28 protein-coding genes are annotated in these 25687 nt (G+C 27.7%); 19 read left to right on the top strand and 9 right to left on the bottom strand.

The window, feature by feature from the left end:
• The first annotated feature begins 74 nt into the window (after positions 1 to 74).
• Positions 75 to 1658, top strand: a complete 1584-nt coding sequence (locus CJ670_RS02405) for a nitrite/sulfite reductase (protein ID WP_105938712.1) — start codon at positions 75 to 77, stop codon at positions 1656 to 1658.
• Between the two features lie 83 nt (positions 1659 to 1741).
• Here the strand turns inward: CJ670_RS02405 and CJ670_RS02410 are convergent, their stop codons facing one another.
• Complete coding sequence (locus tag CJ670_RS02410) at positions 1742 to 2932, bottom strand: peptidoglycan DD-metalloendopeptidase family protein (RefSeq protein ID WP_105911027.1); 1191 nt, start codon at positions 2930 to 2932, stop codon at positions 1742 to 1744.
• 79 nt (positions 2933 to 3011) lie between these two features.
• Here CJ670_RS02410 and CJ670_RS02415 point away from each other — a divergent pair, with 79 nt between their 5' ends.
• From CJ670_RS02415 to bioA, 5 genes are all read left to right on the top strand, one after another.
• Complete coding sequence (locus CJ670_RS02415) at positions 3012 to 3971, top strand: L,D-transpeptidase family protein (RefSeq protein ID WP_228154184.1); 960 nt, start codon at positions 3012 to 3014, stop codon at positions 3969 to 3971.
• Between the two features lie 63 nt (positions 3972 to 4034).
• On the top strand, positions 4035 to 6248 hold the full coding sequence (gene purL, locus CJ670_RS02420; protein WP_105938713.1) for a phosphoribosylformylglycinamidine synthase subunit PurL: 2214 nt from the start codon (positions 4035 to 4037) through the stop codon (positions 6246 to 6248).
• Positions 6249 to 6264: 16 nt separating this feature from the next.
• The gene (purH, locus tag CJ670_RS02425; RefSeq protein ID WP_105938714.1) at positions 6265 to 7797 is read left to right on the top strand and encodes a bifunctional phosphoribosylaminoimidazolecarboxamide formyltransferase/IMP cyclohydrolase; all 1533 of its coding nucleotides are present in this window, start codon (positions 6265 to 6267) and stop codon (positions 7795 to 7797) included.
• 58 nt (positions 7798 to 7855) lie between these two features.
• Positions 7856 to 9796, top strand: coding sequence for an ABC transporter substrate-binding protein (locus CJ670_RS02430; protein WP_105938715.1), 1941 nt, complete (start codon positions 7856 to 7858; stop codon positions 9794 to 9796).
• On the top strand, positions 9793 to 11064 hold the full coding sequence (gene bioA / locus CJ670_RS02435) for an adenosylmethionine--8-amino-7-oxononanoate transaminase (RefSeq protein ID WP_105938716.1): 1272 nt from the start codon (positions 9793 to 9795) through the stop codon (positions 11062 to 11064). Before CJ670_RS02430 ends, bioA begins: the two co-directional genes overlap by 4 nt.
• On the opposite strand, the gene CJ670_RS02440 is transcribed toward bioA, so the two are convergent.
• Positions 11061 to 11399: a DsrE family protein gene (locus CJ670_RS02440; RefSeq protein WP_105911021.1), complete on the bottom strand. Its 339-nt coding sequence runs from the start codon at positions 11397 to 11399 to the stop codon at positions 11061 to 11063. The two genes, bioA and CJ670_RS02440, sit on opposite strands and share 4 nt — an antisense overlap.
• A 61-nt stretch (positions 11400 to 11460) precedes the next feature.
• Here CJ670_RS02440 and CJ670_RS02445 point away from each other — a divergent pair, with 61 nt between their 5' ends.
• A complete protein-coding gene (locus CJ670_RS02445; RefSeq protein WP_105938717.1) occupies positions 11461 to 12306 on the top strand; it encodes a bifunctional methionine sulfoxide reductase B/A protein in 846 nt (281 codons plus the stop codon).
• A 55-nt stretch (positions 12307 to 12361) separates the two neighbouring features.
• Here the strand turns inward: CJ670_RS02445 and CJ670_RS02450 are convergent, their stop codons facing one another.
• Positions 12362 to 12703, bottom strand: a complete 342-nt coding sequence (locus tag CJ670_RS02450) for a hypothetical protein (protein ID WP_105911019.1) — start codon at positions 12701 to 12703, stop codon at positions 12362 to 12364.
• Between the two features lie 72 nt (positions 12704 to 12775).
• On the opposite strand from CJ670_RS02450, the gene CJ670_RS02455 reads away from it, so the two are divergent.
• Both CJ670_RS02455 and ppk2 read left to right on the top strand, forming a co-directional pair.
• Positions 12776 to 13090: an MTH1187 family thiamine-binding protein gene (locus CJ670_RS02455; protein ID WP_105911018.1), complete on the top strand. Its 315-nt coding sequence runs from the start codon at positions 12776 to 12778 to the stop codon at positions 13088 to 13090.
• Positions 13091 to 13128: 38 nt separating this feature from the next.
• On the top strand, positions 13129 to 14034 hold the full coding sequence (ppk2, locus tag CJ670_RS02460) for a polyphosphate kinase 2 (protein ID WP_105911017.1): 906 nt from the start codon (positions 13129 to 13131) through the stop codon (positions 14032 to 14034).
• On the opposite strand, the gene CJ670_RS02465 is transcribed toward ppk2, so the two are convergent.
• Genes CJ670_RS02465 through CJ670_RS02480 form a run of 4 tightly spaced genes read right to left on the bottom strand, consistent with a single transcriptional unit; the run spans position 14026 to position 17623 of the window.
• Positions 14026 to 14778, bottom strand: a complete 753-nt coding sequence (locus tag CJ670_RS02465; RefSeq protein WP_105938718.1) for a M15 family metallopeptidase — start codon at positions 14776 to 14778, stop codon at positions 14026 to 14028. The genes ppk2 and CJ670_RS02465 overlap by 9 nt on opposite strands.
• A complete protein-coding gene (gene aroC / locus CJ670_RS02470) occupies positions 14768 to 15844 on the bottom strand; it encodes a chorismate synthase (RefSeq protein WP_105938719.1) in 1077 nt (358 codons plus the stop codon). The genes CJ670_RS02465 and aroC overlap by 11 nt, the downstream gene beginning before the upstream one ends.
• A complete protein-coding gene (rnc, locus tag CJ670_RS02475) occupies positions 15841 to 16521 on the bottom strand; it encodes a ribonuclease III (RefSeq protein WP_105938720.1) in 681 nt (226 codons plus the stop codon). Before rnc ends, aroC begins: the two co-directional genes overlap by 4 nt.
• Positions 16522 to 16573: 52 nt before the next feature.
• Entirely contained in the window at positions 16574 to 17623 is a 1050-nt protein-coding gene (locus tag CJ670_RS02480) for a tetratricopeptide repeat protein (RefSeq protein ID WP_105938721.1), read from the bottom strand.
• Between the two features lie 80 nt (positions 17624 to 17703).
• Here CJ670_RS02480 and dnaG point away from each other — a divergent pair, with 80 nt between their 5' ends.
• Together dnaG and CJ670_RS10785 are read left to right on the top strand one after the other, a co-directional pair.
• Positions 17704 to 19338: a DNA primase gene (dnaG, locus tag CJ670_RS02485; protein WP_105938722.1), complete on the top strand. Its 1635-nt coding sequence runs from the start codon at positions 17704 to 17706 to the stop codon at positions 19336 to 19338.
• Between the two features lie 79 nt (positions 19339 to 19417).
• Positions 19418 to 19579, top strand: a complete 162-nt coding sequence (locus CJ670_RS10785; RefSeq protein ID WP_165785167.1) for a hypothetical protein — start codon at positions 19418 to 19420, stop codon at positions 19577 to 19579.
• Between the two features lie 58 nt (positions 19580 to 19637).
• On the opposite strand, the gene CJ670_RS02490 is transcribed toward CJ670_RS10785, so the two are convergent.
• On the bottom strand, positions 19638 to 20186 hold the full coding sequence (locus CJ670_RS02490; protein WP_105938723.1) for a helix-turn-helix domain-containing protein: 549 nt from the start codon (positions 20184 to 20186) through the stop codon (positions 19638 to 19640).
• Between the two features lie 73 nt (positions 20187 to 20259).
• Positions 20260 to 20748, bottom strand: a complete 489-nt coding sequence (locus tag CJ670_RS02495) for a hypothetical protein (protein ID WP_105938724.1) — start codon at positions 20746 to 20748, stop codon at positions 20260 to 20262.
• A 92-nt stretch (positions 20749 to 20840) separates the two neighbouring features.
• On the opposite strand from CJ670_RS02495, the gene CJ670_RS11080 reads away from it, so the two are divergent.
• The 8 genes from CJ670_RS11080 to fmt all read left to right on the top strand — a co-directional run bounded on the left by CJ670_RS11080 (position 20841) and on the right by fmt (position 25611).
• Positions 20841 to 21212: a hypothetical protein gene (locus tag CJ670_RS11080; protein WP_425352265.1), complete on the top strand. Its 372-nt coding sequence runs from the start codon at positions 20841 to 20843 to the stop codon at positions 21210 to 21212.
• Positions 21213 to 21285: 73 nt separating this feature from the next.
• Positions 21286 to 21465 carry a hypothetical protein gene (locus CJ670_RS02500; protein ID WP_105938725.1) on the top strand — a complete coding sequence of 60 codons (180 nt, stop codon included), beginning with the start codon at positions 21286 to 21288 and terminating at the stop codon, positions 21463 to 21465.
• A 98-nt stretch (positions 21466 to 21563) separates the two neighbouring features.
• Positions 21564 to 21848, top strand: coding sequence for a DNA repair protein Rad50 (locus tag CJ670_RS02505; protein WP_105938726.1), 285 nt, complete (start codon positions 21564 to 21566; stop codon positions 21846 to 21848).
• 306 nt (positions 21849 to 22154) lie between these two features.
• Positions 22155 to 22472 (top strand): 50S ribosomal protein L21, encoded by a 318-nt coding sequence (rplU, locus tag CJ670_RS02510; RefSeq protein ID WP_105911000.1) that lies wholly within the window; start codon positions 22155 to 22157, stop codon positions 22470 to 22472.
• A 28-nt stretch (positions 22473 to 22500) separates the two neighbouring features.
• The gene (gene rpmA / locus CJ670_RS02515; protein WP_105910999.1) at positions 22501 to 22755 is read left to right on the top strand and encodes a 50S ribosomal protein L27; all 255 of its coding nucleotides are present in this window, start codon (positions 22501 to 22503) and stop codon (positions 22753 to 22755) included.
• 74 nt (positions 22756 to 22829) lie between these two features.
• Positions 22830 to 23915, top strand: coding sequence for a GTPase ObgE (gene obgE / locus CJ670_RS02520; protein WP_105938727.1), 1086 nt, complete (start codon positions 22830 to 22832; stop codon positions 23913 to 23915).
• Positions 23916 to 24677: a glutamate 5-kinase gene (gene proB, locus CJ670_RS02525; RefSeq protein ID WP_105938728.1), complete on the top strand. Its 762-nt coding sequence runs from the start codon at positions 23916 to 23918 to the stop codon at positions 24675 to 24677. It abuts the gene before it with no gap.
• A gap of 10 nt (positions 24678 to 24687) precedes the next feature.
• Positions 24688 to 25611 (top strand): methionyl-tRNA formyltransferase, encoded by a 924-nt coding sequence (fmt, locus tag CJ670_RS02530; RefSeq protein ID WP_105938729.1) that lies wholly within the window; start codon positions 24688 to 24690, stop codon positions 25609 to 25611.
• Positions 25612 to 25687: the final 76 nt, after the last annotated feature.

Consider the following 25687-nt stretch of genomic DNA (forward strand, 5'->3'; position numbering starts at 1 on the left):
AAGATTATTTTAATTTGTATTTAAACTTTTCGAGATATAATTACACAAAAATTACAATTATAATAAGGAATAGTATGGCACAATTATCAGAACTTGAACTTTTAAAAGCTTCAAGAAATCCGCTTAGAGTAATAGACGATTTATACAAAGAAGCATTAGAAGGAATTCCTTTGAAAGATGAGTATATTGGGCTTTTAAAATGGTACGGAATGTATCCTCACATAAATAAAGATGGATTAGAAGATAAAAAATATTTTATGAAAAGAATAAAATTAGTTGATGCTAGAATGAACTTAGAACAACTAAGAGTTATGGGAGAAATTGGACAAAAATATGCTCAAGGTTTGGTTGATTTTACAACAAGACAAAATGTTCAGTTTCACTATATTGAAATAAAAGATATTCCAGCTATTTTTGATTTACTAAATAGTGTAAACCTAACTTCAAGAATGGCATCAGGTGATGGTCCTAGACCTATTATGACATGTCCTGTTACTGGGATTGATGAAGGTGAGATTTATGATGTTCAAGAGCTTTTAAAAGAGGTTGATGCATATTTTGATAAAAATGATGATAGATTTTGTAACTTTCCACGAAAATATAAAATAGGAATTAGTGGTTGTAAATGCCATTGTGCTGCACATGAGATTCAAGATGTTGCTTTTACAGCTTTTAAAACAGAAGATGGTGAAGTTTTATTTGATTTAACTATTGGTGGTGGATTGTCAAAATCAAAACAAATAGCAACAAGAGCAAATAAATATGTAAAACCAGAGCAAGTTTTAGATGTAGCAGTTGCTTGTGCAGAAATTTTTAGAGATAATGGAAATAGAGATAATAGAAACAAAGCAAGAGTTAGACACCTTTTAAATGATTGGGGAATTGAAAAGTTCGTAGAGGAGATTGAAAAAGCAATTGGATACAAACTTCAAGATGGTTTAGAAGCTCCAGTTGTTGCATCTTTTGAAAATAGAAATCACTTTGGAATAAACAGACAAAAACAATCAGGGCTTTCTTATGTTGGATTTGCAACAAATTCAGGAAGAGTTGCTGGAGAGGATTTTGTAAAGTTTTATGAAATTTGTAAAAAATATGGTGCTGGTGGAGTTGCACTTACAGCAACTCAAAATTTTTTAGTTTATGATATAAAAGATGAATTTGTTCAATCTTTGGCAGATGAATTTGAAGCTTTAGGTTATCCATATGCACCAAATCCATTTAGAGCAAGATTACAATCATGTACAGGAAAAGAGTTCTGTAAATTTGGTATAACTGAAACAAAAGAGTTTGCAAAAAAAGTTGTTCTTGAGCTTGAATATAGATTTCCAGATTTCAAAGAAGATGTAACTATAGCTATTTCTGGTTGTGGAAATACATGTTCTCATCCACAAATTGCTGATATTGGATTTGTTGGAGCTATGATTAGACACGAAGGACAAAGAGTTGAGGGTTATGATGTACTTTTAGGTGGAAATTTAGAAGGTACAAGTAAAAGTAGAATTGCTAGAAAAATTGGTGTAAAAGTTCCTTCAAATGGTCTTGTTGATTATATAGAAAAGCTTATTAATGACTATAAAAATGATAATTTGGGACAAGAAAGATTTAAAGATTATTTAGCAGTTTTACAGCCAGTTGGTTCTGTAGAAGATAGTGAATAAAAATTGTGCTAGTAAAGTTGAGTTTTCTTTCTGAACTCTCAACTTTTTAGTAACTATTTCATTTTTTTATGAATAAAATAGTTTTAAAATAGGTTAATAATACTTCTATCTGAAATTCTATCCAATCTTGTTGGAGTTGTTCTGTTATCATTTTCTACTTGTTTGTTAAACTTAGATATAATTGCCTTAGTATTTGCCAAAAATGTTGGTTTATCTTTTGGATCAAGTCCTTCAAATTTTGGTCTTTGTAAAACAGTCATTGGATCAATTGCAACATTGTTTCTATACATTCCTAAGTGTAAATGTGGTCCTGAACTAAGTCCAGTTGAACCAACATATCCAATATGTGTACCTTTTTTTATCATTTGTCCTTGTCTTAGACCTTTTGCAAATCCATTTTGATGTGCATATAAAGTTTTATATCCATTTTGATGATTTATGATAACAGTTTTTCCATATCCACTTTGAGTTCCCACAAACTCAACTCTTCCATCACTTGCTGCATATATATTTCTTCCTGTAGGCGCTGCAAAATCAGTACCTAAATGAGCTCTATATCTTTTTAAAACAGGATGGTATCTTTTGTTTGTAAAGGGACTTGAAATTCTTGTAAATGTAAGTGGTATTTGGAAAAGATAAGTTTTTGTAAACCCAACACCATTTTCATCATAATATTTATCATCTTTGCTATTTCTAAATCTATAAAATGGTTTTCCATTTATTTGAATCATAGCAGCATTTATTTCGGGCATACCATGAAGTTTTCCCATATAAGTTTTTTGATTGTATTCAATAGCTATAAAATCACCTTTTTTCATCTTTTTAAAATCAGCATTTGAGTTACTAAATAGAGAGCTTAAAATAGCTGCTATTGTAACATCTCCTGTTGCTTTTAGAATATCATTTGATATAGATTCTGTTATAGGAATAGCTATTAATTCAGAAGTTTCAGTATAGTTAATAGGTAGAGTTTGAAATTTGTAATCATTTGAACTATCTTTATAAATATGTATTTGCATATCTAATGAGACTGGAATTAAAGCTTGTGTTAAACTTCCATCATCTTCTGTGTACAAAAAAAATCTATTTCCTGATTGAATTTCACTACAAAGTTCTTGATCTTCTTTGTCTAAGTCATAATATAATTTTAAAGGGATTTTATTTTTTTCCAAGAATGTTAAAAAACTTTCTCCTTTTTGCCAAGAAAGTTCTTCTATTTGAGCTGAAAATAGAACATTAAATAAAACACAAATAAGTAAAATAATTTTTTTCACAATCTATAATCCCTTTTTATTAAAAAATTAGGACAAGTATTATACAATCCCAAAACTTAAAAAGAAAATGGAGCATAATTTGTTAAAGCTGGTTATTGTAGTATTTTTATCTGTAAATCTTTTTTCTAAAGATTTTTTAGAGTTGTATAGAACTCAAGGGATAAATGCAGTAGAAAAAGAACTTGAAAAGAGTTTAAGAGATGTTAATTCATGGAAAAAGTACCTTGAAAATAAAAATGTAGATTACGGTTTTTATGAGACAAAAGAGTATGTTATTGTTGCACAAAAAAACAATAAAGAGATGAGTTTATTTGCAAAAAATGGAGATGATTTTAAAAGAATCTCAAAAGATAATATCATTATTGGTGAAAAAGCTGGTGATAAATATTTAGAGGGTGATAAAAAAACTCCTGAAGGTTCTTATGATTTAGTTCAAAAAAGAACAGGTCTTGACCAATTTTATGGACCTTTAGCACTTGTTACTTCATATCCAAATAATTTTGACCAAAGTTTAAATAAAAAAGGTCATGGAATTTGGATACATGGAATGCCTTTAAATGGAGATAGAGAAAATTATACTCAAGGATGCTTAGCACTAAATAATGAGAAATTAAAAGAGCTAGAAAAAAATATTGATTACAAAAAAACAGTATTAATAACTAGTAGTGATGAGTTCAAAAAAGCAAAAAAAGAAGATATAGCTCTTATCTTAAGCTCAATTTATAAGTGGAAAGATGCTTGGAAAGTATCAAACATAAATGAGTATTTGTCTTTTTATTCAAAAGATTTTAAAAGATCTGATAGAACTGATTTTAATACTTTTGCAAATCAAAAAAAGCAAGTTTTTGCTAAAAATGAGAATAAAATAATTAATCTTTATAATATGGATATAAGTCCTTATCCAAACTCTTTGGGTAAAAAAATATATAGAGCGGTTATGGATGAGGAATATTATAGTCCATCTGTTAAGTTTGTTGGTAAAAAAGAGCTTTTTATTGAAGTTGCAAACAACAAAGTACAAATTTTAGCTGAAGATTAAAAACATTTTTAACTCTTTTTAGATACAATCGCCTTAAAAATTGACAAAGATTTAAGGCGAAAAATGCAAAAAAAAGATATGAATATAGAAGAGATAGCAATAGCGCACTCTTTAACAAAAGATGAGTTTGAGAATATAAAAAAAATCTTAGGAAGAGAACCAAACTATGTTGAAGTTGGTATCTTCTCTGCAATGTGGAGCGAACACTGTTCTTATAAATCAAGTAAAAAATATTTAAGTGGATTTCCTACAAAAGCGCCATGGGTTATTCAAGGTCCTGGTGAAAATGCTGGAGTAATAGATATTGGTGATGGATATGCTGCTGTATTTAAAATGGAATCTCACAATCATCCAAGCTTTATTGAACCTTATCAAGGAGCTGCAACTGGAGTTGGTGGAATATTAAGAGATGTATTTACAATGGGCGCACGTCCAATTGCTAGTATGAACTCAATTAGATTTGCTTCAATTGAAGGCAATAGTGAAACTGCAAAAAAACATAGATATTTATTAAAAGGTGTTGTTGCTGGAATTGGTGGATATGGAAACTGTATGGGAGTTCCTACTATTGGTGGAGAGACAAGTTTTGAAGAGTGTTATGCTGGAAACAATCTTGTAAATGCATTTACTTTAGGTCTTGCAAAGACTGATGAGATTTTTTACGGACGAGCTGAAGGTATTGGAAATCCAGTTATTTATGTTGGAAGTAAAACAGGACGAGATGGTCTTGGTGGTGCTGTTATGTCAAGTGCCTCTTTTACAGAAGATAGTGAAAGCAAAAGACCAACTGTTCAAGTTGGAGATCCATTTACTGAAAAACTACTTTTAGAGGCTTGTTTAGAACTATTTAAAGCTGATTTAATTGTTGGTATTCAAGATATGGGAGCTGCTGGACTTACATCGAGTTCATTTGAGATGGCTGGAAGAAGTGGAAGTGGAATGATTATGCACTTAGATAAAGTTCCTGCACGAGAAGAGGGAATGACTCCTTATGACTTTATGTTAAGTGAATCTCAAGAAAGAATGCTTATTTGTGCTAAAAAAGGTTGTGAGCAAGCTATTATTGATATATTTCAAAAATGGGAACTAGATGTTGCTGTTATTGGAGAAGTTACAAGTAGTGGGCATATGGAGCTATTTTGGCATGGAGAAAAAGTTGCTGATGTTCCTGTTCAACCAGTATCAGAAGAAGCACCTATTTTAGATAGACCTATAAAAGAGCCTGAATATTTAAAAACTGTTGCAAATATCAATATGGATAAAGAAATTTCAAATCAAATTGCTTTTGATGAGTTATTTAGTGATATGGAAGTTGTAGATAAATCTTGGATTTACTCTCAATTTGACTCAATGGTTCAAACAAATACAATTAAAGGTCCAGGAAGCTTGGATGGTTCAAGTATTAGAATTAAAGAGACTGGAAAAGCTCTTTCAATGAGTGCTGATTGTAATACAAGATTTTGTTATATAAATCCACAGCTAGGAGCAGCAGCTGCTGTTATGGAAAGTGGTAGAAATGTTGCTATGAGTGGAGCTGTTCCAAAAGCAATTACAGATTGTTTAAACTTTGGAAATCCACAAAATCCAGAGGTTATGTGGCAGTTTAAAGAGAGTTGTGAAGGTATTAAAAATGCTTGTAGAGCTTTAAATACTCCTGTTATTGGTGGAAATGTTTCACTATATAATGAAACAAATGGAGTTAGTGTATTCCCAACTCCATCTATTGCAATGGTTGGAGTAAATGAAGATGCACAAAATGTACTTCCTTCAAAACTTCAAGGAAATGGAAATATACTATATCTTTTAGGTGATACTTATAGTGAATTTGGTGGAAGTTTATATCTAAAAAAACTTTATGGAAAAGTTGCTGGAGTTCATCCAAAAGTTGATTTTGAAAAAGAGTTAGCTTTATGGAATACAGTAATTGAAGCAAATAAAGCAAAACTATTAAAAAGTGCTAAAGATGTAAATCTTGGTGGAGTTGCTATATCTCTTGCTAAAATGTCAGTTGTTGGAAATATCGGAGTTGAAGCAAATATATCACTTGAGGATTCAAAAGATATTTTTAGTGAATCTTTAAGTAGAGCAATAGTTGAAGTTGAGCTAAAAAATTGTGAAGCTTTTGAAAAATTAGCTTCTAAAAATGGTGTTTCTTGTGTAGGTATTGGAAAAACTGGTGGAGATAAATTTATAATAAATGATATTTTTAAAGAGTTAGATAATTTGAGTAAAGTATACTTCAACAGATTTAAAGAAGTAATAGAACAAGATCAATAAGATAATAAGGTAAATAATGAGAGCATTAATTAGTGTAAGCGATAAAAGTGGTGTTGAAAATTTTGCTAAAGAACTTGTAAAATTAGGTTATGAAATCATAAGCACAGGTGGAACATATAGTAAGTTAAAAGATGCAGGAATTGCAGTAATTGAAGCAAATGAAGTTACAAAATTTCCTGAGTGTTTTGAAGGAAGAGTAAAAACTTTAAATCCATATATTCATGGTGGAATTTTGCATAGACGAGATAAACAATCTCACCTTGATGAGGCAAAAAAGCTAGGAGTTGAGGGAATTGATTTAGTTTGTGTAAATTTATATCCATTTAAAGCAACAATAGAAAAAACTAATGATTTTGAAGATATTATTGAAAACATCGATATTGGTGGACCAGCGATGGTGAGAAGTGCCGCTAAAAATTTTGATAGTGTAATTATTGTAACAGATGTTGCTGATTATGATTTAGTTTTACAAAATCTTAAAAATGAGACAAATACAATTGAGTTTAGAAGAGATATGATGATTAAAGCTTATGAACATACAGCTTCTTATGACTCTATGATTGCAAACTATATGAACAAAAGATTTAATGGTGGATTTGGAGCTAAACAATTTATTGTTGGATCTAAAGTATTTGATACAAGATATGGAGAAAATCCTCATCAAAAAGGTGCTTTGTATGAGTTTGAAAATCAATTTTCAAATAAATTCAAAACTATAAAAGGTGAAGCATCATTTAATAACATGGGCGATATTTCTGGAGCTGCTAGAATTGCTGCTGCATTTGGAACAGACAATGCTGTTTGTATTGTAAAACATGGAAATCCATGTGGTTTTGCTATTAAAGATACACTTTTGAACTCTTATGTTGAAGCACTTAAATGTGACCCAGTTTCTGCATTTGGTGGTGTTGTTGCTGTAAATGGAACTGTAGATAAAGAACTTGCAGAAAAAATGAATGAAATTTTCCTTGAAGTTGTTTTTGCAGCAGATTTTACAGCTGAGGCAGTTGAAGTTTTTGAAAGTAAAAAAAGAATAAAACTATTCTCTCAAGGAACAAAATATTTAGAACTAGCAAATGATAGTTTTGATTTCAAAAGAGTTGATGGTGGTTTTGTATATCAAGAGGCTGATAAAGTTGCAGATGATGAGGTTAAAAACTCTAAACTTATGTCTTCAAGAGCTGCAAGTGAGCAAGAAGTTAAAGATATGGAAATAGCTTATAAAATAGCAAGTTTGACAAAATCAAACTGTGTAGTTTATGTAAAAAATTCTGCAATGGTAGCTGTTGGAATGGGAATGACATCTAGAGTTGATGCAAGCAAAGCTGCTTTAAGAAAAGCTAGTGATATGGGAATTGATGTAAATGGAGCTGTATTAGCATCTGAAGCATTTTTCCCATTTAGAGATAGTATTGATGAGGCACAAAAAGCTGGAGTTAAATGTGTAATTGAACCAGGTGGAAGTATTAGAGATGATGAGATTATAGAAGCTGCAAATGAGTATGGTATGGCATTGTATTTCTCAGGAATTAGACACTTTTTACATTAAATCTTTACATTAAACTTATCTATACCAAATTTTTTGGTATAGATTTTAAAGGCAAAAATTGAGACTTTTTTTAAATCTTAAACTTCTTTTTTTATTAATCTTTTTAAATATAAACTTGTATTCAAAAGATTTAACAAAAGTTACAATTCAACTATCTTGGTTTGATCAGTTCCAATTTGCTGGTTATTATATGGCAAAAGAGCAAGGATTTTACAAAGATGCTGGACTTGATGTTCAGATTTTGCCATTTTCTTTAGGTATGAATATCCCAAAAATGGTAAATAATGGAAATGTAGATTTTGCAATAGGAAGAGAAAATCTAATCCTTGAAAAAGCAAAATATCCAAAAATTATCGCTCTTGCAGCAATTTTTCAAGCAACACCTTTAGTACTTCTAACTACAAAAGAGTCAGGAATAGATACATTTAATAAGTTTGAGAATAAAAGACTTATGAGAACAAAAGATGATGGAAGTGAAGTGTCATTAAGAGCTATGCTAACATCTAGTAAAATAGATTTAAAAAGTATAACTCAAGTAGAACACTCGCACAATATTTATGATTTGATAGATAAAAAAGTTGATATTATCTCTGCTTATACTTCAAAAGCACCATTTATATTAGAAAAAGAGGGAATAAAATATAATATTTTTTACCCAAAAGATTATGGTTTTGATATGTACAGTGATTTTTTGATAACAAATATTGATAAATACAACAATGATTATAATATTGTTGAAAAATTCAAAAAAGCATCTTTGCAAGGATGGGAATACTCTTATAGTAACATAGAAAAAAGTGTTGATATTATTTTGGAAAAATATAATACTCAAAAACTTTCAAAAGATGAGCTTCTTTTTGAAGCAAATGAGTTAAAGAAATTATCATATTTAAATGATAGTAAATTAGGAGATATGAAACAAGAAAAAGTTCAAAGAATATATGATTTATATAATGTTATGGGATATATAAATAGTGAATTTAAAATAGACAATTTTATAGGATATGATAAAAAAAGTAGACTAGAAAAATGGTTGTATTTAAAGTTTGAAGAGCATTTTAATTTATCATTTTTATGGAAACTTATATTAATTATTTTTATTATTACAGCTATTTTTGTCTATAGACAATATTTTATAATAAAGCTAAACAAAAGGTTAAAAAACCTCGTAAATATAAAAACAAATAGATTAAAAATAATGAATAAAAAGCTTGCAACAAGGATAAAAAAAGAGTTAGATAAGCACCAAGAAAAAGATAGAATTTTGGCTCAACAACAAAAAATGGTAGCAATGGGACAGATGATTGAAAATATTGCTCATCAATGGAGACAACCTCTTTCTGTGATAAGCACAAGTGCTAGTGGGTTAAAATTAAAAAAACAGTTAAATATTTTAGAAGATGAAGAGCTTATAAAAAGTATAGAGCAAATTGTGGATACTGTAAAATATCTATCTGATACAATAGATGATTTTAGATATTTTTTTAAACCTCAAAAAGATAAAACAAAATTTAGTTTAGTAAAAAATATTGAAAAAAGCTTGAGCTTTTTGGAAGCAACTTTAAAAGAGAACCTTATTAAAGTTGAGTTTGATTATGAAGATATTGATATTATTGCATATGAAACAGAGCTTATGCAAGTTTTTATAAATATTATAAGTAACTCAAAAGATGCTTTTATTGAGAAAAAAATTAAAGATAGAGTTATTTTTATATCAATAAAAAACTTTCCAAATAGGATTTTAATAGAGATAAAAGATAATGCAGGTGGAGTAGAAGATGATATTTTAGATAAAGTATTTGAACCATACTTTACTACAAAACACCAATATAGTGGAACAGGAATAGGGCTTTATATGTCGAATCAGATTATAAAGACACATCTAAATGGAGATATTTTTATGAAAAATTGTAGTTTTAAATATAAAAACATTGAACAAAAAGGTGTTATTACAACAATTATTTTAACTAAAAATATATTTGAAGAGATAAAAAATTGAATTATTTAGAAATAGATAAAAACCATCTTTGGCATCCTTATAACTCTTTGCCATCAAAAAGTCCAATTTTGGCTGTTAAAAAAACGAAAAATTGTAAGATTTTTTTGGAAAATGGCGAAATTTTAATTGATGGAATGAGCTCATGGTGGAGTGCAATTTTAGGTTATAACAACAAAAAAATATATAAATCTTTGAAAAAACAAGCAAAAACTATGCCTCATATTATGTTTGGTGGACTAACTCATTCTCCAGCTTCAATTTTGGCAAAAAAACTTGTAGAAATAACTGGTTTAAACTCTGTATTTTTATGTGATAGTGGTTCTGTTTCTGTTGAAGTCGCTTTAAAAACAGCAATTTTGTATCAAAAAGCAAAAGGAAAAGAGAAATTTAAATTTTTAGCTTTAAAAAATGCTTACCATGGAGATACTTTAGGTGCTATGAGTGTTTGTGATCCTGAAAATTCAATGCATTCATTATATGGAGATTATTTAAGCCAAAATATTTTTGTAGAAGCTCCAGCATTGGGTTTTGAATCAGATTTTAGCGAAGCTTTGAAAGATTTAGAGGAAACTTTACAAATACATCATGAAAAAATTGCAGGATTTATTCTTGAACCAGTTGTTCAAGGTGCTGGAGGAATGAGAATTTATAATCCAAAATATTTAGAAAAAGTAAGAGAAATTTGTACAAAATATGATATTTTGATGATTTTAGATGAGATTGCAACTGGTTTTGGACATACAGGAGAGATGTTTGCTTTTAATCATACAAATATAAAACCAGATATTTTAACTATTGGAAAAGGTCTTACTAGTGGAACTTTAACAATGGCCGCAATGATTACATCTAAAAATATAAGTGATACTATTTCAAATAGTGATATTGGTGTTTTAATGCATGGACCAACATTTATGGCAAATCCACTAGCATGTAGTGTTGCAAATGCTACTATTGATGAGCTTTTAAACAATAATTGGAAAAAAAGAGTTTTAAAAATAGAGAAAATTTTTAGAAAAGATTTAGAAAAAGTAAAAGATAGTTTTTTAGTCAAAGATGTAAGAAATATTGGAGCAATTGGAGTAATAGAGCTAAAAGATGATATTTATGCTTCACAACTTCAAGATTTTTGTGTAAAAAATGGAGTTTGGCTTCGTCCTTTTGGAAAACTTTTTTACTCTATTGTTGCATACACAATATCAAAAAAAGAGCTAAAAAAAATCACAAAAACCATGATAGAAGCAATAAAATATTTAGAAAAACAAGTTTAAATAGTTAAAACAGAAAAAGTTTCATCTTTTAAAGCATTTGTCAAAAATTCACCAGTATGCGCTATTTCAATACCAAGTTTTTCTAATTCAGCTCTTGCACCATAATCTTCTACACAAACAATACAAGCACTCATTGTTACACCTGTGCTTAATATATACTTTAATTTTTCTTGAATAAAAGTCTCTTTTACAAGTAAAATTGATGGTCCCCAAATCATTAAGTGTGCTGTTTTCCAATATTTTCTATCTAAAACTACACTTGAATATAGAAGTGGAAAATTATTTGCAACTTCAATATCTCCATTGGTCCAAACGATAAGTAAATTCTCTTTCATCTAAAATGCCTTTTTTATAATCTTTTAATTTGTATAATACTATTTTAAAGGAAATAAATCTATGAAATTTAATAATTTAACACAAGATGAAAAGTATATAATAGAGCAAAAAGGAACAGAATATCCATTTAGTGGTATTTACAATGATTTTTATGAAGAAGGAATTTATCTTTGTAAAAAATGTAATGCACCTTTGTATAAAAGTGAAGATAAGTTCAAATCATCTTGTGGATGGCCAAGTTTTGATGATGAAATAGTTGGTGCTATTAAAAAAGTTCCAGATACGGATGGAAGAAGAGTTGAAATTATTTGTCAAAAATGTGGTGGACATTTGGGACATATTTTTGAAAAAGAGGGTTTGACTTCAAAAAATATAAGGCATTGTGTAAACTCTTTATCTTTAAATTTTAAATCACAAAAAGAAAAGTTACAAAAAGCATACTTCGCAGCAGGTTGTTTTTGGGGAGTAGAATTTTTGTTTCAAAAGCAAATAGGAGTTTTAGAAGTAGTTTCAGGATATATGGGTGGAGATATAGAAAATCCAACATATGAGATGGTTAGTAGTGGGTTTAGTGGACATTTGGAAGTTATAGAAGTTGTTTTTGATGAAAGTATTGTAAGTTATGAAACTTTAGTGAAACTTTTTTTTGAAATTCACGATTTTACTCAAACAAATGGACAAGGTCCAGATATAGGAAGCCAATATTTAAGTGCAATTTTTTATTGTGATGAAAATCAAAAGAGCATCGCACAAAGTTTGATTGAGAATTTAGAGAAAAAAGCTTACAAAGTTGCTACAACTTTAAAACCTGAAGTTAAATTTTATAAAGCAGAGAGTTATCATCAAAACTATTATAATAAAAGTGGAAAAACTCCATACTGTCATAGTTATAGAAAAATTTTTTAAAATATAAAAGAGTTAAATTGTAGAAAAACTATGATAGATTTCAAACTAGAAAAATCTAGTTTGAAACTCCTAAAATATAATAAATTGGTTTTTTATCAAGTCTTTCAAGTTCTACATTATATTTTTCTGCCCATTTCCAAATAGTATCATGAAACTCTTCAATTATCTCTTTTGAATCGTTTTCATCACATTTTATTTTAAAAAAATCTGTTTTATTTGACAAACCAACATAGGCATTCATTTTTTTTAAGTGGTCGTTTAGAGTGATTATCTGTTTTGAAAATTTTTCATAACCTTTTGTTACATCTATAGCTTTTTGAGCTTGTTTTAAAGAAGATTCGTTGTTTGAATAACCAAGTTGTGATACTATAACTTCAGCTGTTACATCTAGTTTCATATTTATCCTTTTAATGAAATTTGTATATACTAGCAAAAAAAATTTGAAAATATGATTTAAAAGGTATAAAAAATGTCAGTTTTAATGAGTTTAGCAATGTTTCCAACAGATACAAAGGGAAGTAAAAGCAAAGAAGTATCGCAGATTTTAGAAATTATAAAAAATAGTGGATTAGATTATCAGCTAACATCTATGAATACAATTGTTGAAGCAAAAACTCTAAAAGAGCTATTGGATTTATTAAATCTTTGTTATTTAAAACTCGAAGAATTAGGATGTAATAGAGTATATGCAGTTGCTAATTTTGATATAAGAACAAGTGGTGAAAATAGAATCCAAACAAAGATAAAGTCAGTTGAAAACCATATAGGAAAAGTTTCTAAATAGTTTGTGTATAATTTAATGATAAATAAAAAAGGGGCAAAATGAATTTCGAAAATTTTTATGAAAAAAGTCGTAGAGCAAATGCAAATATGAGTTTAGATGAGTTCATTGAAAAATTAAAAGAGGCAAATGGTAGTTTTGTAAGTGATTTACACTCAAAATTTATATATAGAACAAAAGATGATATATTAAAACCTTATCAAGTAGAGCTTATAAAGCTTCAATCGCATCTTGAAAAACATAATGAAAAGATGATTATACTTATGGAAGGAAGGGATGCTTCTGGAAAAGGTGGGGCTATTAGAAGAATCACTAGATATATGAATGAAAAGCATTATAGAGTGGTTGCACTTGGAAAACCTTCAGATGTTCAAAAAACACAATGGTATTTTCAAAGATATGTAGAGCAATTTCCAAAAGGTGGAGAGCTAGTTATATTTGATAGAAGTTGGTACAATCGTGCTATGGTTGAGCCTGTTTTTGAATTTTGTACACAAAAAGAGTATGATGTTTTTATGAGAAGTGTTCAAAGATTTGAAGAGGATTTAATCGATCATGGATTTCATTTTCTAAAAATTTATCTATCTGTATCAAAAGAAGAACAAGCAAGAAGATTTGAAGAGAGAGAAGAAAATCCTTTAAAACAGTGGAAACTAAGTGAAATTGATTTACAAATGCAAAGTAGATGGGAAGAGTTCACTCAAAAAAAATACGATATGTTAAAGTACACAAATACTCCAAAATCACCTTGGACAATTATAAGAAGTGATAGTAAATTTCTTGCAAGACTTAATTCTATAAAAGTTATTTTAAACTCAATTCCTTATGAAGGTCGAGATGAAAGATTGGATTTTTCAGTTGATAGTGATGTTGTGATTACTGCTGAAAAAGAGCTTGAAATTATGGATTACAAGAGAAATTCAGGAATTACTCAAGGCTTAATCTAAAAGTAATTCTGGTCTATATTCAAAGTGCATGGTATCATAGTGATACCATCGCCCTCCCCAAATAAAACCATATTTCTCAAATATTTTTACAATTTCAAGAGGAATTTGGTTTTTATACTCAAGATTTTTTCCATTTTTTTCCCAAAGCCAATAGTTTGAATACTCTTTATTTAAATCAATAGCTATTGCGAAACTATGAGTGCTAAGCCTATTTGTACCACTAATTTTTCTAAAATTATAAACTCCATCTGGATTTATTATATATTTTTTAAACTCTTTTGGTAAATTTTCTAGTTCACTACTTATCTTTTCTAGTTTTTTATCTATACCATTTATTTTTGTAACCCATAAAGTTTTATTTTGGCTTTTTTCTAACCATTTGATTTTTACAAGATTTTTTTCTATCTCTTGTCTATTTTTACCATATATTTTTTTGAAAAACTCTTCATTTCTAAATCTTCCAGCATCTTCATTTTTTGATGGAATATAGTTTTTATTTTCATCTATTTTTACATATTTCATACTCATTTGATTTTCTAAAGAGCTATTTTGAATAATCTCTTCATAGCTTAAATCTTTATTATTTGTAGAAAATTGTAGTTTTGAGCCATCTTTAAAATAGATAAAATTATCTTCATATTTTTCTAAAAAAAGTGGATAAGCAAGAATTAACCTCTTTGCAATATTTTCATTTGCAAAGAGGTTTAAAGATAGTAAAAGTAGAAATAAAACTCTATTTCGCATAAACTTTTTTGATATTTTCTACTTTTGATGACATATTTAACAAAAGCATATCTGCAAGTACTAAAGCCATCATAGATTCAGCAACAACACTTCCTCTTATAGCAACACAAGGGTCATGTCTTCCTTTTAGTTTACAAACAACTTCATCTCCAAAGCTATCAATAGTATCTTGCTCAATAAAAATAGATGGAGTTGCTTTGAAATATACTTTTACATTTATATCATCACCATTTGAGATTCCTCCCAAAATTCCACCACTATGATTTGTTTTAAATCCGCTTTTTCTTATTTGGTCGTTGTTATCAAATCCCAAAACTTTTGAAGCTAAAATTCCATCACCAATTTCTACAGCTTTAACAGCATTTATGCTCATCATTGCATTTGCAATTTGAGCATCTAATTTATGATAAATTGGCTCTCCCAAACCTATTGGAGTATTTTTTACATTTATAATTGCAACTCCACCAACACTATTGTGAGAGTTTTTTGCATCTAAAATAGCATTTTTTTGAGCATCTTCTACACTTTTATCTAAAGCAAAAATTTCTGAATTTCTAGCATTTTCAAAATCAAAACTTTTTGCTTCAACTCCATTTATCTCACAAATTCCACTTCTTATATCAATATTTAGCTCATTTAAAAGAAGTTTTGCAATAGCTCCAGCTGCAACTCTTGCTGCTGTTTCTCTAGCACTACTTCTTCCTCCACCTCTATAATCTCTTATTCCATATTTATTAAAATATGTAAAATCAGCATGACCTGGTCTGAATAAATCTTTTATATTTGAGTAATCACTTGATTTTTGATTTTCATTAAAAATAATCATAGCAATACTTGTTCCTGTTGAATAACCTTCAAAAACACCACTTAAAATCTCAACAACATCGCCTTCATTTCTCTTTGTTGCGAACTCATTTTGTCCAGGTTTTCTTCTGTTCATTTCTGATTGAATAAACTCTTCATCAATTTTTATTCCAGCTGGAACACCATCAACTATACATCCTAGAGCTTTTCCATGTGATTCACCAAATGTTGTAAATCTAAATCTATGTCCAAAACTATTCAATTTTCTTCCTCACTTAGTTTAGCAATAGCAATTTTTGCAGCAGCTTGTTGTGCTAATTTTTTACTTTTACCACTTGCACTTCCGTAATTAATACCATCAATCCAAATAGATACTTCAAACTCTTTTTTGTGGTCAGGTCCATATGAACCTTCAACAACATATTCAGGAATTGATGCAAATTTTGCTTGAGTTATCTCTTGCAGAGCTGTTTTGTAGTCACTAAATAGTACATCAAGATTTATTTTATCATAACAATTTTCAAGCAGATTTAAAATAATCGGCTTTAGTCTTTCTAATCCACTTTCAAGATATATTGCACCCATTATTGCTTCAAATGCATCTGAAAGTATAGAAGATTTCGTTCTTCCTTTGTTTCTCTCTTCGGCATTTGATATAAATATATAATCTCCTAAACTTATCTCATTTGCTAATTTTGTAAATCCATTTTCATTTACCAAACTAGCTCTAATTTTAGAAAGCTCTCCCTCATTTGAAGTTGGAAAGTTTGTATATAAATACTCTCCTACAATCAAGTTTAAAACAGCATCACCTAGAAACTCTAGTCTTTCATTGTTGTATGGTTTTTTGAAACTTTTATGAGTAAGTGCTTCGATTATCAGATTTTTATTTTTAAACTGATAATCCAAACACTTTTCAAGATTTGAATAATCACTCAATTTTTATCCTTTATTTTAAAATTATAAAATTATAACACAAATATATTTTATTTTATTGCAGTGATTGATTTGAAAGCTCATAAGCTTTTGTCAAATGATGCTTTACTTCCAAAGTTAAAATAGAGTGACAATTTGGACATCTAGCTTCATAAAAAGGGTTTGGGTGCTTACAAGAGTTACAAATAAATTCAAAAGTTAAATTTGTTTTTATATCTTTTTGATATTTATTTATTAGTATTAAAATATTCAAATCAAAATCGCTACTAGTTGAAACACTATTTATATAATCTTTTGCACTATAAAGTTCATTTAAAAACTGATTATTTTTTATTTTATCAAAATCAATATCCTCTTTTTTTTGATACCATAAAATATCAATTAATTTTTCACACTCAAACATATCTATATTTGAGAATAAAAAATCCTTATTGAATTGAATTAAAAAAGTTGCAAAAATTCTTTGAATAATTTTATTTTCTTTAAAAATTTCAAATAAAAGTTCAGTTCTTTTTTCATAAGATAAAATTGGATCATTTAATATAATTAAAGTATCAAAATATATTTTTTCTACACTAACATCAACATTTAATTCTTCTAAAGCTTGAGCAATCTCTTTTGATTTTTTAAAATTTTTTAGTTTTTCATTTACTAGTAAAAGACTTTGTAAGGCATTTTTATTTCTAGGAGAAAATTTTAGAATTCTTAAAAATATCTCATTTGATCTTTGTAAAAAACCGCCTTTAAAATATGTATTTCCAAGAAGTTCAAGAAGCTCTTCTTTTTTAACTCTATCTTTTACATGTTCTAAAAGTGCTAAATATACACTTATCGCTTTATTGTTATCACCTTTGTGTAAAAAAGTAGATGCTAAAAGTAAAATTGAGTCAAATGGTAGATTATAAGTTTTGTAAAGGTTTATATAGTCATTCTCTTTTAAATTTCCTAATTCAAATCTACGAGATAGTTTTCTATAATCTTTTCTTGCAGATTTTTCTTTGTAAATACCATATGAGTATGTAAAAAAAGATATTAAAAAAATCATAAAAACTAATAAAAGTATTCCAATAATAGGGTCTCTATACTCTAAAACTAAATTATCCAATTACATAACCTTTTTTAAATAATAAAGTCACACTTTAACATAAAAGTACATATAAAAAAATAAAAGTGTATAATCCCAAAATGATAAGAAAAGAGTCTATAGAGAGTTTAAAAAATTACCTTGATATTGTTGATGTTATTTCGCAGTTTTTGGAATTAAAAAAATCTGGTGCAAATTTTAAAGCTTGTTGTCCTTTTCATGGAGAAGAGACACCATCTTTTGTTGTTAGTCCTTCAAAGCAAATATATCACTGTTTTGGTTGCGGAGTTGGTGGAGATAGCATCAAATTTTTGATGGAATATGAGAAACTTTCATATCCTGAAACTATTGAAAAATTAGCTTCAATGTATAACTATACTTTGGAATATGATACAAGTATTGTAAAAAAAACTGATAATAAAGTTCTTGAAGATATAAATGCTTTTTATCAAAAACAGTTTTTTTTGGATGAAAATATACAAAACTATATAAAAGATAGAGGAGTTTTTCAGCTTTCAATAGAAAAATTTGAAGTAGGTTATGCAAGTAGTTCAAATAGCACAATAGATTTTTTGAAATCAAATCATTATAACTTAAATGACGCAATAGAGCAGGGTGTTATTAGCCAAGGAGAAAATGGGCTATATGCAAGATTTATTGATAGATTGATATTTCCAATTTACTCAATAAATGGAAAACTTGTTGGTTTTGGAGGAAGAACTCTTACAAATCATGGAGCAAAATATGTAAACTCTCCACAAACTCCTCTTTTTAATAAATCTAAACTTTTGTATGGCTATCACTTAGCAAAAGAAAAGATATATAAAACAAAAGAGATTATAGTTTGTGAGGGTTATTTGGATGTGATAATGCTTCATCAAGCTGGATTTAATAGTGCAGTTGCAACTTTGGGAACAGCACTTACAAAAGAGCATTTACCACTTTTAAGAAGAGGAGAGCCTAGAGTTCTTTTATCTTATGATGGAGATAAAGCTGGTCAAAATGCTGCTTTTAAGGCTTCCGTTATGCTTAGTCAAAATGGTTTTGATGGAGGAGTTGTTATTTTTGAAAATGGAGCTGATCCAGCTGATATGGTAAAAGATAGAAAAATTCAAGAGCTAGAAGAGCTTTTTTCAAATCCAACTCCTTTTGCAAATTTTGCAATTAGTTATATTGTTTCAAGTTACAATATAAGTAATCCTGTTGAAAAACAAAAGGCATTAAGTGAAGCAAATGAGTATTTAAATAGTTTAAGCCAACTTTACCAAGAAGAGTATAAAAGATTTTTAGCTCAAAAATTAAATATAAAAGAGAGTTTGATAAAAACATCAAATACTATACACAGAAAAAATAGTATTGAGCTTTCAAAAGTTGATATTGCAGAGCTTTGTATTATAAAATCAATACTTGATGAGCCCAGAAGATTAGATATAGTTTTAGATAAAATAGATAAATCAATGTTTGAGCATCATCAAGAAGAGTTTGAAGAGTTGCTAAATGATATAAATAGTAGCTCTTTAAATAAAATTATATTAAATGATAAGCTAGAAAGCTATGATGAGGTACGATTAAATAGGGAATTATTGGTTCTTTTACACAAGTTTTATTCGAATAAACTTTTAACACTATCTTATGACACTAGTATGAATTTTAAAGAGAAAGTAAACCAAATAAGAAAAGTAAAGGATAATTTATATCAATTAAAACAAGGAAAACTTGTAAGCTATAATTTATGATTTAAAATATTTTTAATGCTAAATAAAAATAGTTAAAAAATTAAATCATTATATATTTATTTTTAGGGGAGATTAAAAATTGTCAATATTTCAAAAAAGTGTTTTAAAAACTTTCAAACAAGATGAAAAACTAGTAGCTCTAAGATGGGCTTCTTTTCAAAACTACAAAACAAAAATCGAAGCTATAAAAGATTTTAAAGAAGAAGAGTATCAAGATGATAATATTCTTCTTGTATATTAATCCCATAAAATAGTGATTTTGGAGAGTATATTTTTAGAGTTATATACTTTTTTGTATACTAAAAAGTGTATTTTCTCATGAACTCTTCTATATCCTTTTTATTAAAAAGAACTTTTGCATTATCTTCTATCTGAAAGTATTTCAACATTTTTTTTGTTCTTAGGTCTAATAATTTATCTTTTTTAATTTGATATATCAAAGAAACTTCTTCTGATGTAAGATATTTTTTTTCCTTTATTAGATTAATTCTTTCAATTTGTTCAAAAGTATTTTTTTCACTATCTAAAACTACATAATTATTTTTGATTAATATTTTAAGTTTTATAATATAATCTTGTGTTATGAATTTTGCTAATTCTAAAATATTTTCGTTATGATCTTCAGATGAAAAATCATCTCTATATTCTTCACTAATATTTTCAAAAATAACACTATCAGCAAGATCAGCAAAAAAAGTATAATCTTCATTTTCATATGATTCTTGAATTTTGTCTATTTCATTGGTTATAGTATCAAGTGAAAAAAACTTAACTTTCTCTATTTTATTATTAAGTTCTTTTTCAGCATATTTTTTTAATTTCGTAAGTTCTTTCTTTTTTAATAACATCGTGATCCATTACCATTCATTTAGGATAGTATATCTAAAAATCATTGTAATAAAAATGGTGAATAACAAATAATTATTTACTAAAATTAAATATATCCATAATTAATTTTTTATTTGTTATGGAGATATCTTTCTCTTCTTTTATTTTAGATATTGGACCTAAAATATCTTTTATAGCATTTATTTTTGTAATTGAATTCATTCTGTATTCTCTATCTGTTATTGTTATAATTGGATACATATTGTTAGATTTTCTGCCAGTTATAATTCCACTTAATAATAAAACTCTAATAACATCTTCTCTTATTCTTGAAAAAGCTTTTTCTGATAAGTCATAATTACATTTTTTTATTGTTTCATTAATATAATCTACATGAATAGTTGTTTTATTTTCAAATAAAATTTTATCTAATAATTTACAAAAGACTTCATACCTTTCATGTTTAGAAAATCCACTTTCTTTATAAACAGCATAAGAAGCATTTTCTTTGTAGTTGTTAATTAATCTATTTAAACCATCAATTATATATTCTTCTAATGAAATTAAATAATCATGATACATATTGTTTGGAATGACCCCGAAAATATAGACACAAATTAATTCAGTTAATTAAAATAACAATTTAGAGAAAATTGTAAATAATTGAAGGAATTATAAATACCTATAAAAAACGATGGAATATTGAACAAGGATATAAAGATTTACGAGAGTATTTTCAATTTGGAAAAGAAGAAAATAGAATCTTTGAGGCACTCGTTGCTAGGATTACTCTATCTTTCTTTGCTTATAATCTTACAAGCTATATCAATCGTATCAATAATGAACCACAAACATTAGGAGAGCTTTTTAGAGATCTAGAGTGTCAACTAGAAACCCTAGCAATTTCAATGGAACTGTTTCTAAAAATATTAGAACAATTGATTGAATCTACTCAAATTGTCAAGAGAAATAAAGATTTAGAACAAATCATCTTAATGCTAAGGGTTTACACTAAAAAACAGTTAGGTTTTATGTGCGAAAGTTGAGTTATTAAATTAAACTACTTTAGTTTATAAAAAAAAATTAATTTTTTATACATAATATTACATACTATAATTGATGCTAGAAAATAAAAATCAAATTAATATTAAAAGATTAGCTATAAAAGAAGGATTCAAAGAAGAGTTTATAATTGAAGAGTTCTGGAAAGAAGATAGCCTTAAATTCAACTTTGATTGTACAGCTTGTGGAAAACCTCCATGTTTATGCTCAGCTATAATATATACAAAAAAATTGTAACTTCATAATTTTTTATATAAACAAAATATAAGTGATATAAGCACTTTTTATAGGATTTATTTTGTACAATACGAAACTTTAAAAATTAAGGACAATATTTGATTACTATACAAATGAAATTAAAAGATATTATTGAAAAAATAATGATTCCCGAATCTAAAACTTTTTTAAATGAATTAGATGAAATGATAAAAAACAATAGTTCAAGTGAAGATGATTTAGAAGCAAAAAAAGATATGGAATATTTTGTAGAAGAACTTCAAACTATATTAAAAACAATTGATAATAATCAACTAAATGATAAAGAAGCTGAAGAAATTTATGGAAAAATAAATTTTATGCTAGAAATGCATGAGGCTGAACATTTAGATAATGAAAATTAAATATATAGTTAATCCAGTTATCTGTTTTAAATAATATATTTGGTTTATCGCTAGTTTTTGAGTTTAATCCCGTACCTTTTATTTATATATTAGTAAATCTTTGTAGCAAATACTAATATATAAAATCATCTTCCAATATGTAAAAGATGGAAGATTGTATTAATTAAATTTGTTTTATATACAAAACTCCAATATCCCTTTAAAGAAAGTTTAATAAAATCTTAGATATTATTCCCGTTCGAAAAATGCAAATTAGTATAAAAAGACAACCCTAGTTATGCTTATAAACAAGAAGAGGATGAAAAGATGTACGCAATTATCAAATGTGGTGGAAAACAGTATAAAGTATCAGAAGGTGATATTATAAATATTGATTACACTGGTAAAGCTGCTAAAGAGACTTTAGAAATTACTGATGTGCTTGCAGTTAACAATGGTGAGCTAAAAATAGGAACTGATGTAGCAAATGCTAAAGTTGAAGCAGTTGTTGTTTTAGACGGAACAGGTGTAAATAGAGATAAAAAAGTTATTATTTACAAAAAAAGAAGAAGAAAAGATTCTAAGTTAAAAAGAGGTTTTAGAAAAAGCTTCACTAAAATTAGAATTACAAAAATTGCTGCTTAAGCATTAAAAAAATTTAAGGAGAGATAAAATGGCTCACAAAAAAGGTCAGGGTAGTACTCAGAATAATAGAGATTCAGCTGGTAGAAGACTTGGTGTTAAGAAATATGGTGGTGAAGTAGTAACTGCTGGAAATATCATTATTAGACAAAGAGGAACTAAAGTTCACTTAGGAAATAATGTAGGTATGGGAAAAGATCATACAATATACTCTTTAATTGACGGTGTTGTTAAATTTGAAATTAAAGATAAAAAAAGAAAAAAAGTTTCTGTTTACGCTTCGTAAGCAAGAGATTTAGTTTTTTTGAAAAAGGGTGTATGTTTTGCCATACACCCTTTTTTTATTTATAAAGGAAAACTGTGTTTATAGATAGTGCAAGATTTAGTGCAAGTAGTGGAAAAGGTGGACAAGGTTGTGCATCTTTTAGAAGAGAAAAGTTTGTTGTTCAAGGTGGTCCTGATGGAGGAGATGGAGGAAAAGGTGGTGATGTTTACTTTGTTGTAGATAGCAATACAGATACTTTATCTTTTTATAAAGGAAAAAAAGTTTTTAAAGCTGATAAAGGTCAACCAGGAATGGGAAGACAAAAAACTGGTAAATCTGGAGAACATCTTATTTTAACAGTACCTCCTGGAACACAAATAATAGATGATAATACAAATGAAGTTTTATATGATTTGCTTAAAGATGGTGAGAAATTTTTATTTATTGAAGGTGGAAAAGGTGGGCTTGGAAATGTTCACTTTAAAAATTCGAGAAATCAAAGACCTACATATTTTCAACCAGGACTTCCAGGTATTACAAAAAATATAAGATTGGAGCTTAAGCTAATTGCAGATGTTGGACTTGTGGGTTATCCAAATGTTGGAAAATCTACTTTAATATCTGTTACATCAAATGCAACTCCAGAAATAGCAAACTATGAGTTTACAACATTGACTCCAAAATTAGGAGTTGTAAATGTTGGTGATTATAGTTCATTTGTAATGGCTGATATTCCTGGAATTATTGATGGTGCAAGTGAAGGAAAAGGGCTTGGATTAGAGTTTTTAAAACATATTGAAAGAACAAAAACACTTTTGTTTACAATAGATGTTGCGAACCATAGAGCAATGATTGATCAATACAATGTTTTAAAAGAAGAGCTAGTGAAGTTTTCACAAGAGCTATCACAAAGAGATTTTGCAATAGTTTTGAGTAAAATTGATGCTTATTATGGTGAAGATTTACAAAAAGATATAGAAGAGTTTTTAAAAGCTTTAAATCTTGAAGCTTCTAAATCAAATGAGTATAAATTTGATACAAATTTACCATATTTTGTTCAAGATTTAATTTTTGAAAAAAAAGATAGTAGTAAACCATATTTTGTTTTACCAATATCATCTTTGGATAAAACAAATATAAATCCATTAAAGTATGCCCTATACACAATGCTAGGAAAGTAAATGAAACGATTAGTTATCAAGGTTGGAACTGCTGTTTTAACTCAAGGTGAAGAGCTAGCTTTACAAAGAATGAAAAATTTAGTGAAGTTAATCTCGATACTAAAAAATGATAAAAAATTAGAAGTAATCTTAGTTAGCTCAGGAGCTGTTGGAGCTGGTTATACAGAATTAAAACTTGATAAAACAGTTTTAGCAAATAAACAAACTTTAGCAGCTATTGGTCAACCAAAATTGATGAAAACTTATCAAGAGATGTTTGAAGAGTTTGGTATTACTATTGCTCAAATGTTATTTATAGCAGATGATTTTGATTCAAGAAAAAGATCTAAAAATGCAAAAAATGTTATGGAAATATTACTTCAAAATAGTGTAATTCCTATTATAAATGAAAATGACGTTATTGCAACTGAAGAACTAATTGGTGACAATGATCAGCTGGCAGCTTATATAACACACTATTTTAAAGCTGATATCTTAGTTATTTTGACAGATATCGATGGATATTATGATAAAAATCCAAGAGAATTTAGTGATGCAAAAATTCAAAAAATAATAAATAAAATATCACAAGATGAGCTTGAGAAAAAACCTAGTGCAAACTCAAAATTTGCAACAGGTGGAATAGTTACAAAACTAAAAGCTGCTGATTTTTTAATGCAAAAAGATATTCCAATGTATTTAACTAGTGGTTTCGATTTAACAAATGCTTATGATTTTTTAGTTCATAATAATCATAAAAGTGGAACAATTTTTAAAAAATAAGGAGAATATTTTGAGTAAAAAAGTTTTATTTATGGGAACACCATCTTATGCTACAGAGATTTTAAAAGAGCTTTTAAGCAACAAGAATTATGAAGTTATAGGAATTTTTACTCAAGAAGATAAACCAGTTGGTAGAAAACAAGTTTTAACTCCTCCTCATATAAAACAATATTGCCTTGAAAATAATATAAATATTCCTATTTTACAACCAAAAAAACTAAAAGATAATCTTGTAGCTTATATTTCTATAAAAGAGTTAGAACCAGATTTTATAGTTGTTGCTGCATATGGACAGATTTTACCAAAAGAGATTTTAGGTCTGGCTCCTTGTATAAATCTTCATGCTTCTATTTTGCCAAATTATAGGGGAGCTAGTCCTATTCAAGAAGGTATTTTAAATGATGATGAATATTTGGGAGTTACTTCTATGCTTATGGAAGAGGGGCTTGATTGTGGTGATATATTAGGATATTCATATCTTAAAAATGATAAAAATATATTAGTTGATGAGGCTTTTACTAAACTTTCAACTTTAGCATCTAAACTTACAATTACAACTTTAGATAATTTTGAAAATATTAAAGCTATAAAACAAAATGACTCAAGTGCTAGTTTTTGTAAAAAAATTAAAAAAGATGATGGTGAAGTAGATTTTGATAGTTCAAAAAATCTTTTTTCTAAATACAAAGCTTACTCTTTTTGGCCAGGAGTTTTTTTAAAATCTGAGCTTAAATTAAAAGATATAGAATTTATTGAAGATAGTTCACAAAATATTGCTGGAGAGATTTTAGAAATAACAAAAGATTATATTGTTGTTGCTTGTAAAAAAGGTAGTTTAAAAATAAGAATTCTGCAGGCCCCCTCGAAAAATTCTATAAGTAGTGTTGAATATATAAAAGGTAAAAGATTAATTGTAGGAGATATTTTAAGCTAATTTTACTGTTTATTTCAGTTTAAAAGGTTTTGTTATACAATTTTACAAATTTTATAAAATATATATATTCTTAAAT

Origin of the sequence: Arcobacter cryaerophilus gv. crypticus (genome assembly GCF_002993025.1) — a bacterium.
Classification (GTDB): Bacteria; Campylobacterota; Campylobacteria; order Campylobacterales; family Arcobacteraceae; genus Aliarcobacter; species Aliarcobacter cryaerophilus_B.

Bases quoted from the DNA above. Each gene is read 5' to 3' on its own strand.
- CJ670_RS02405 (WP_105938712.1), top strand. From the start codon at position 75: ATGGCACAATTATCAGAACTTGAACTTTTAAAAGCTTCAAGAAATCCG.
- purL (WP_105938713.1), top strand. From the start codon at position 4,035: ATGCAAAAAAAAGATATGAATATAGAAGAGATAGCAATAGCGCACTCT.
- purH (WP_105938714.1), top strand. From the start codon at position 6,265: ATGAGAGCATTAATTAGTGTAAGCGATAAAAGTGGTGTTGAAAATTTT.
- CJ670_RS02440 (WP_105911021.1), bottom strand. From the start codon at position 11,399: ATGAAAGAGAATTTACTTATCGTTTGGACCAATGGAGATATTGAAGTT.
- CJ670_RS02445 (WP_105938717.1), top strand. From the start codon at position 11,461: ATGAAATTTAATAATTTAACACAAGATGAAAAGTATATAATAGAGCAA.
- CJ670_RS02450 (WP_105911019.1), bottom strand. From the start codon at position 12,703: ATGAAACTAGATGTAACAGCTGAAGTTATAGTATCACAACTTGGTTAT.
- CJ670_RS02455 (WP_105911018.1), top strand. From the start codon at position 12,776: ATGTCAGTTTTAATGAGTTTAGCAATGTTTCCAACAGATACAAAGGGA.
- ppk2 (WP_105911017.1), top strand. From the start codon at position 13,129: ATGAATTTCGAAAATTTTTATGAAAAAAGTCGTAGAGCAAATGCAAAT.
- CJ670_RS02465 (WP_105938718.1), bottom strand. From the start codon at position 14,778: ATGCGAAATAGAGTTTTATTTCTACTTTTACTATCTTTAAACCTCTTT.
- dnaG (WP_105938722.1), top strand. From the start codon at position 17,704: ATGATAAGAAAAGAGTCTATAGAGAGTTTAAAAAATTACCTTGATATT.
- CJ670_RS02490 (WP_105938723.1), bottom strand. From the start codon at position 20,186: ATGTTATTAAAAAAGAAAGAACTTACGAAATTAAAAAAATATGCTGAA.
- CJ670_RS02495 (WP_105938724.1), bottom strand. From the start codon at position 20,748: ATGTATCATGATTATTTAATTTCATTAGAAGAATATATAATTGATGGT.
- CJ670_RS02500 (WP_105938725.1), top strand. From the start codon at position 21,286: ATGCTAGAAAATAAAAATCAAATTAATATTAAAAGATTAGCTATAAAA.
- rplU (WP_105911000.1), top strand. From the start codon at position 22,155: ATGTACGCAATTATCAAATGTGGTGGAAAACAGTATAAAGTATCAGAA.
- rpmA (WP_105910999.1), top strand. From the start codon at position 22,501: ATGGCTCACAAAAAAGGTCAGGGTAGTACTCAGAATAATAGAGATTCA.
- proB (WP_105938728.1), top strand. From the start codon at position 23,916: ATGAAACGATTAGTTATCAAGGTTGGAACTGCTGTTTTAACTCAAGGT.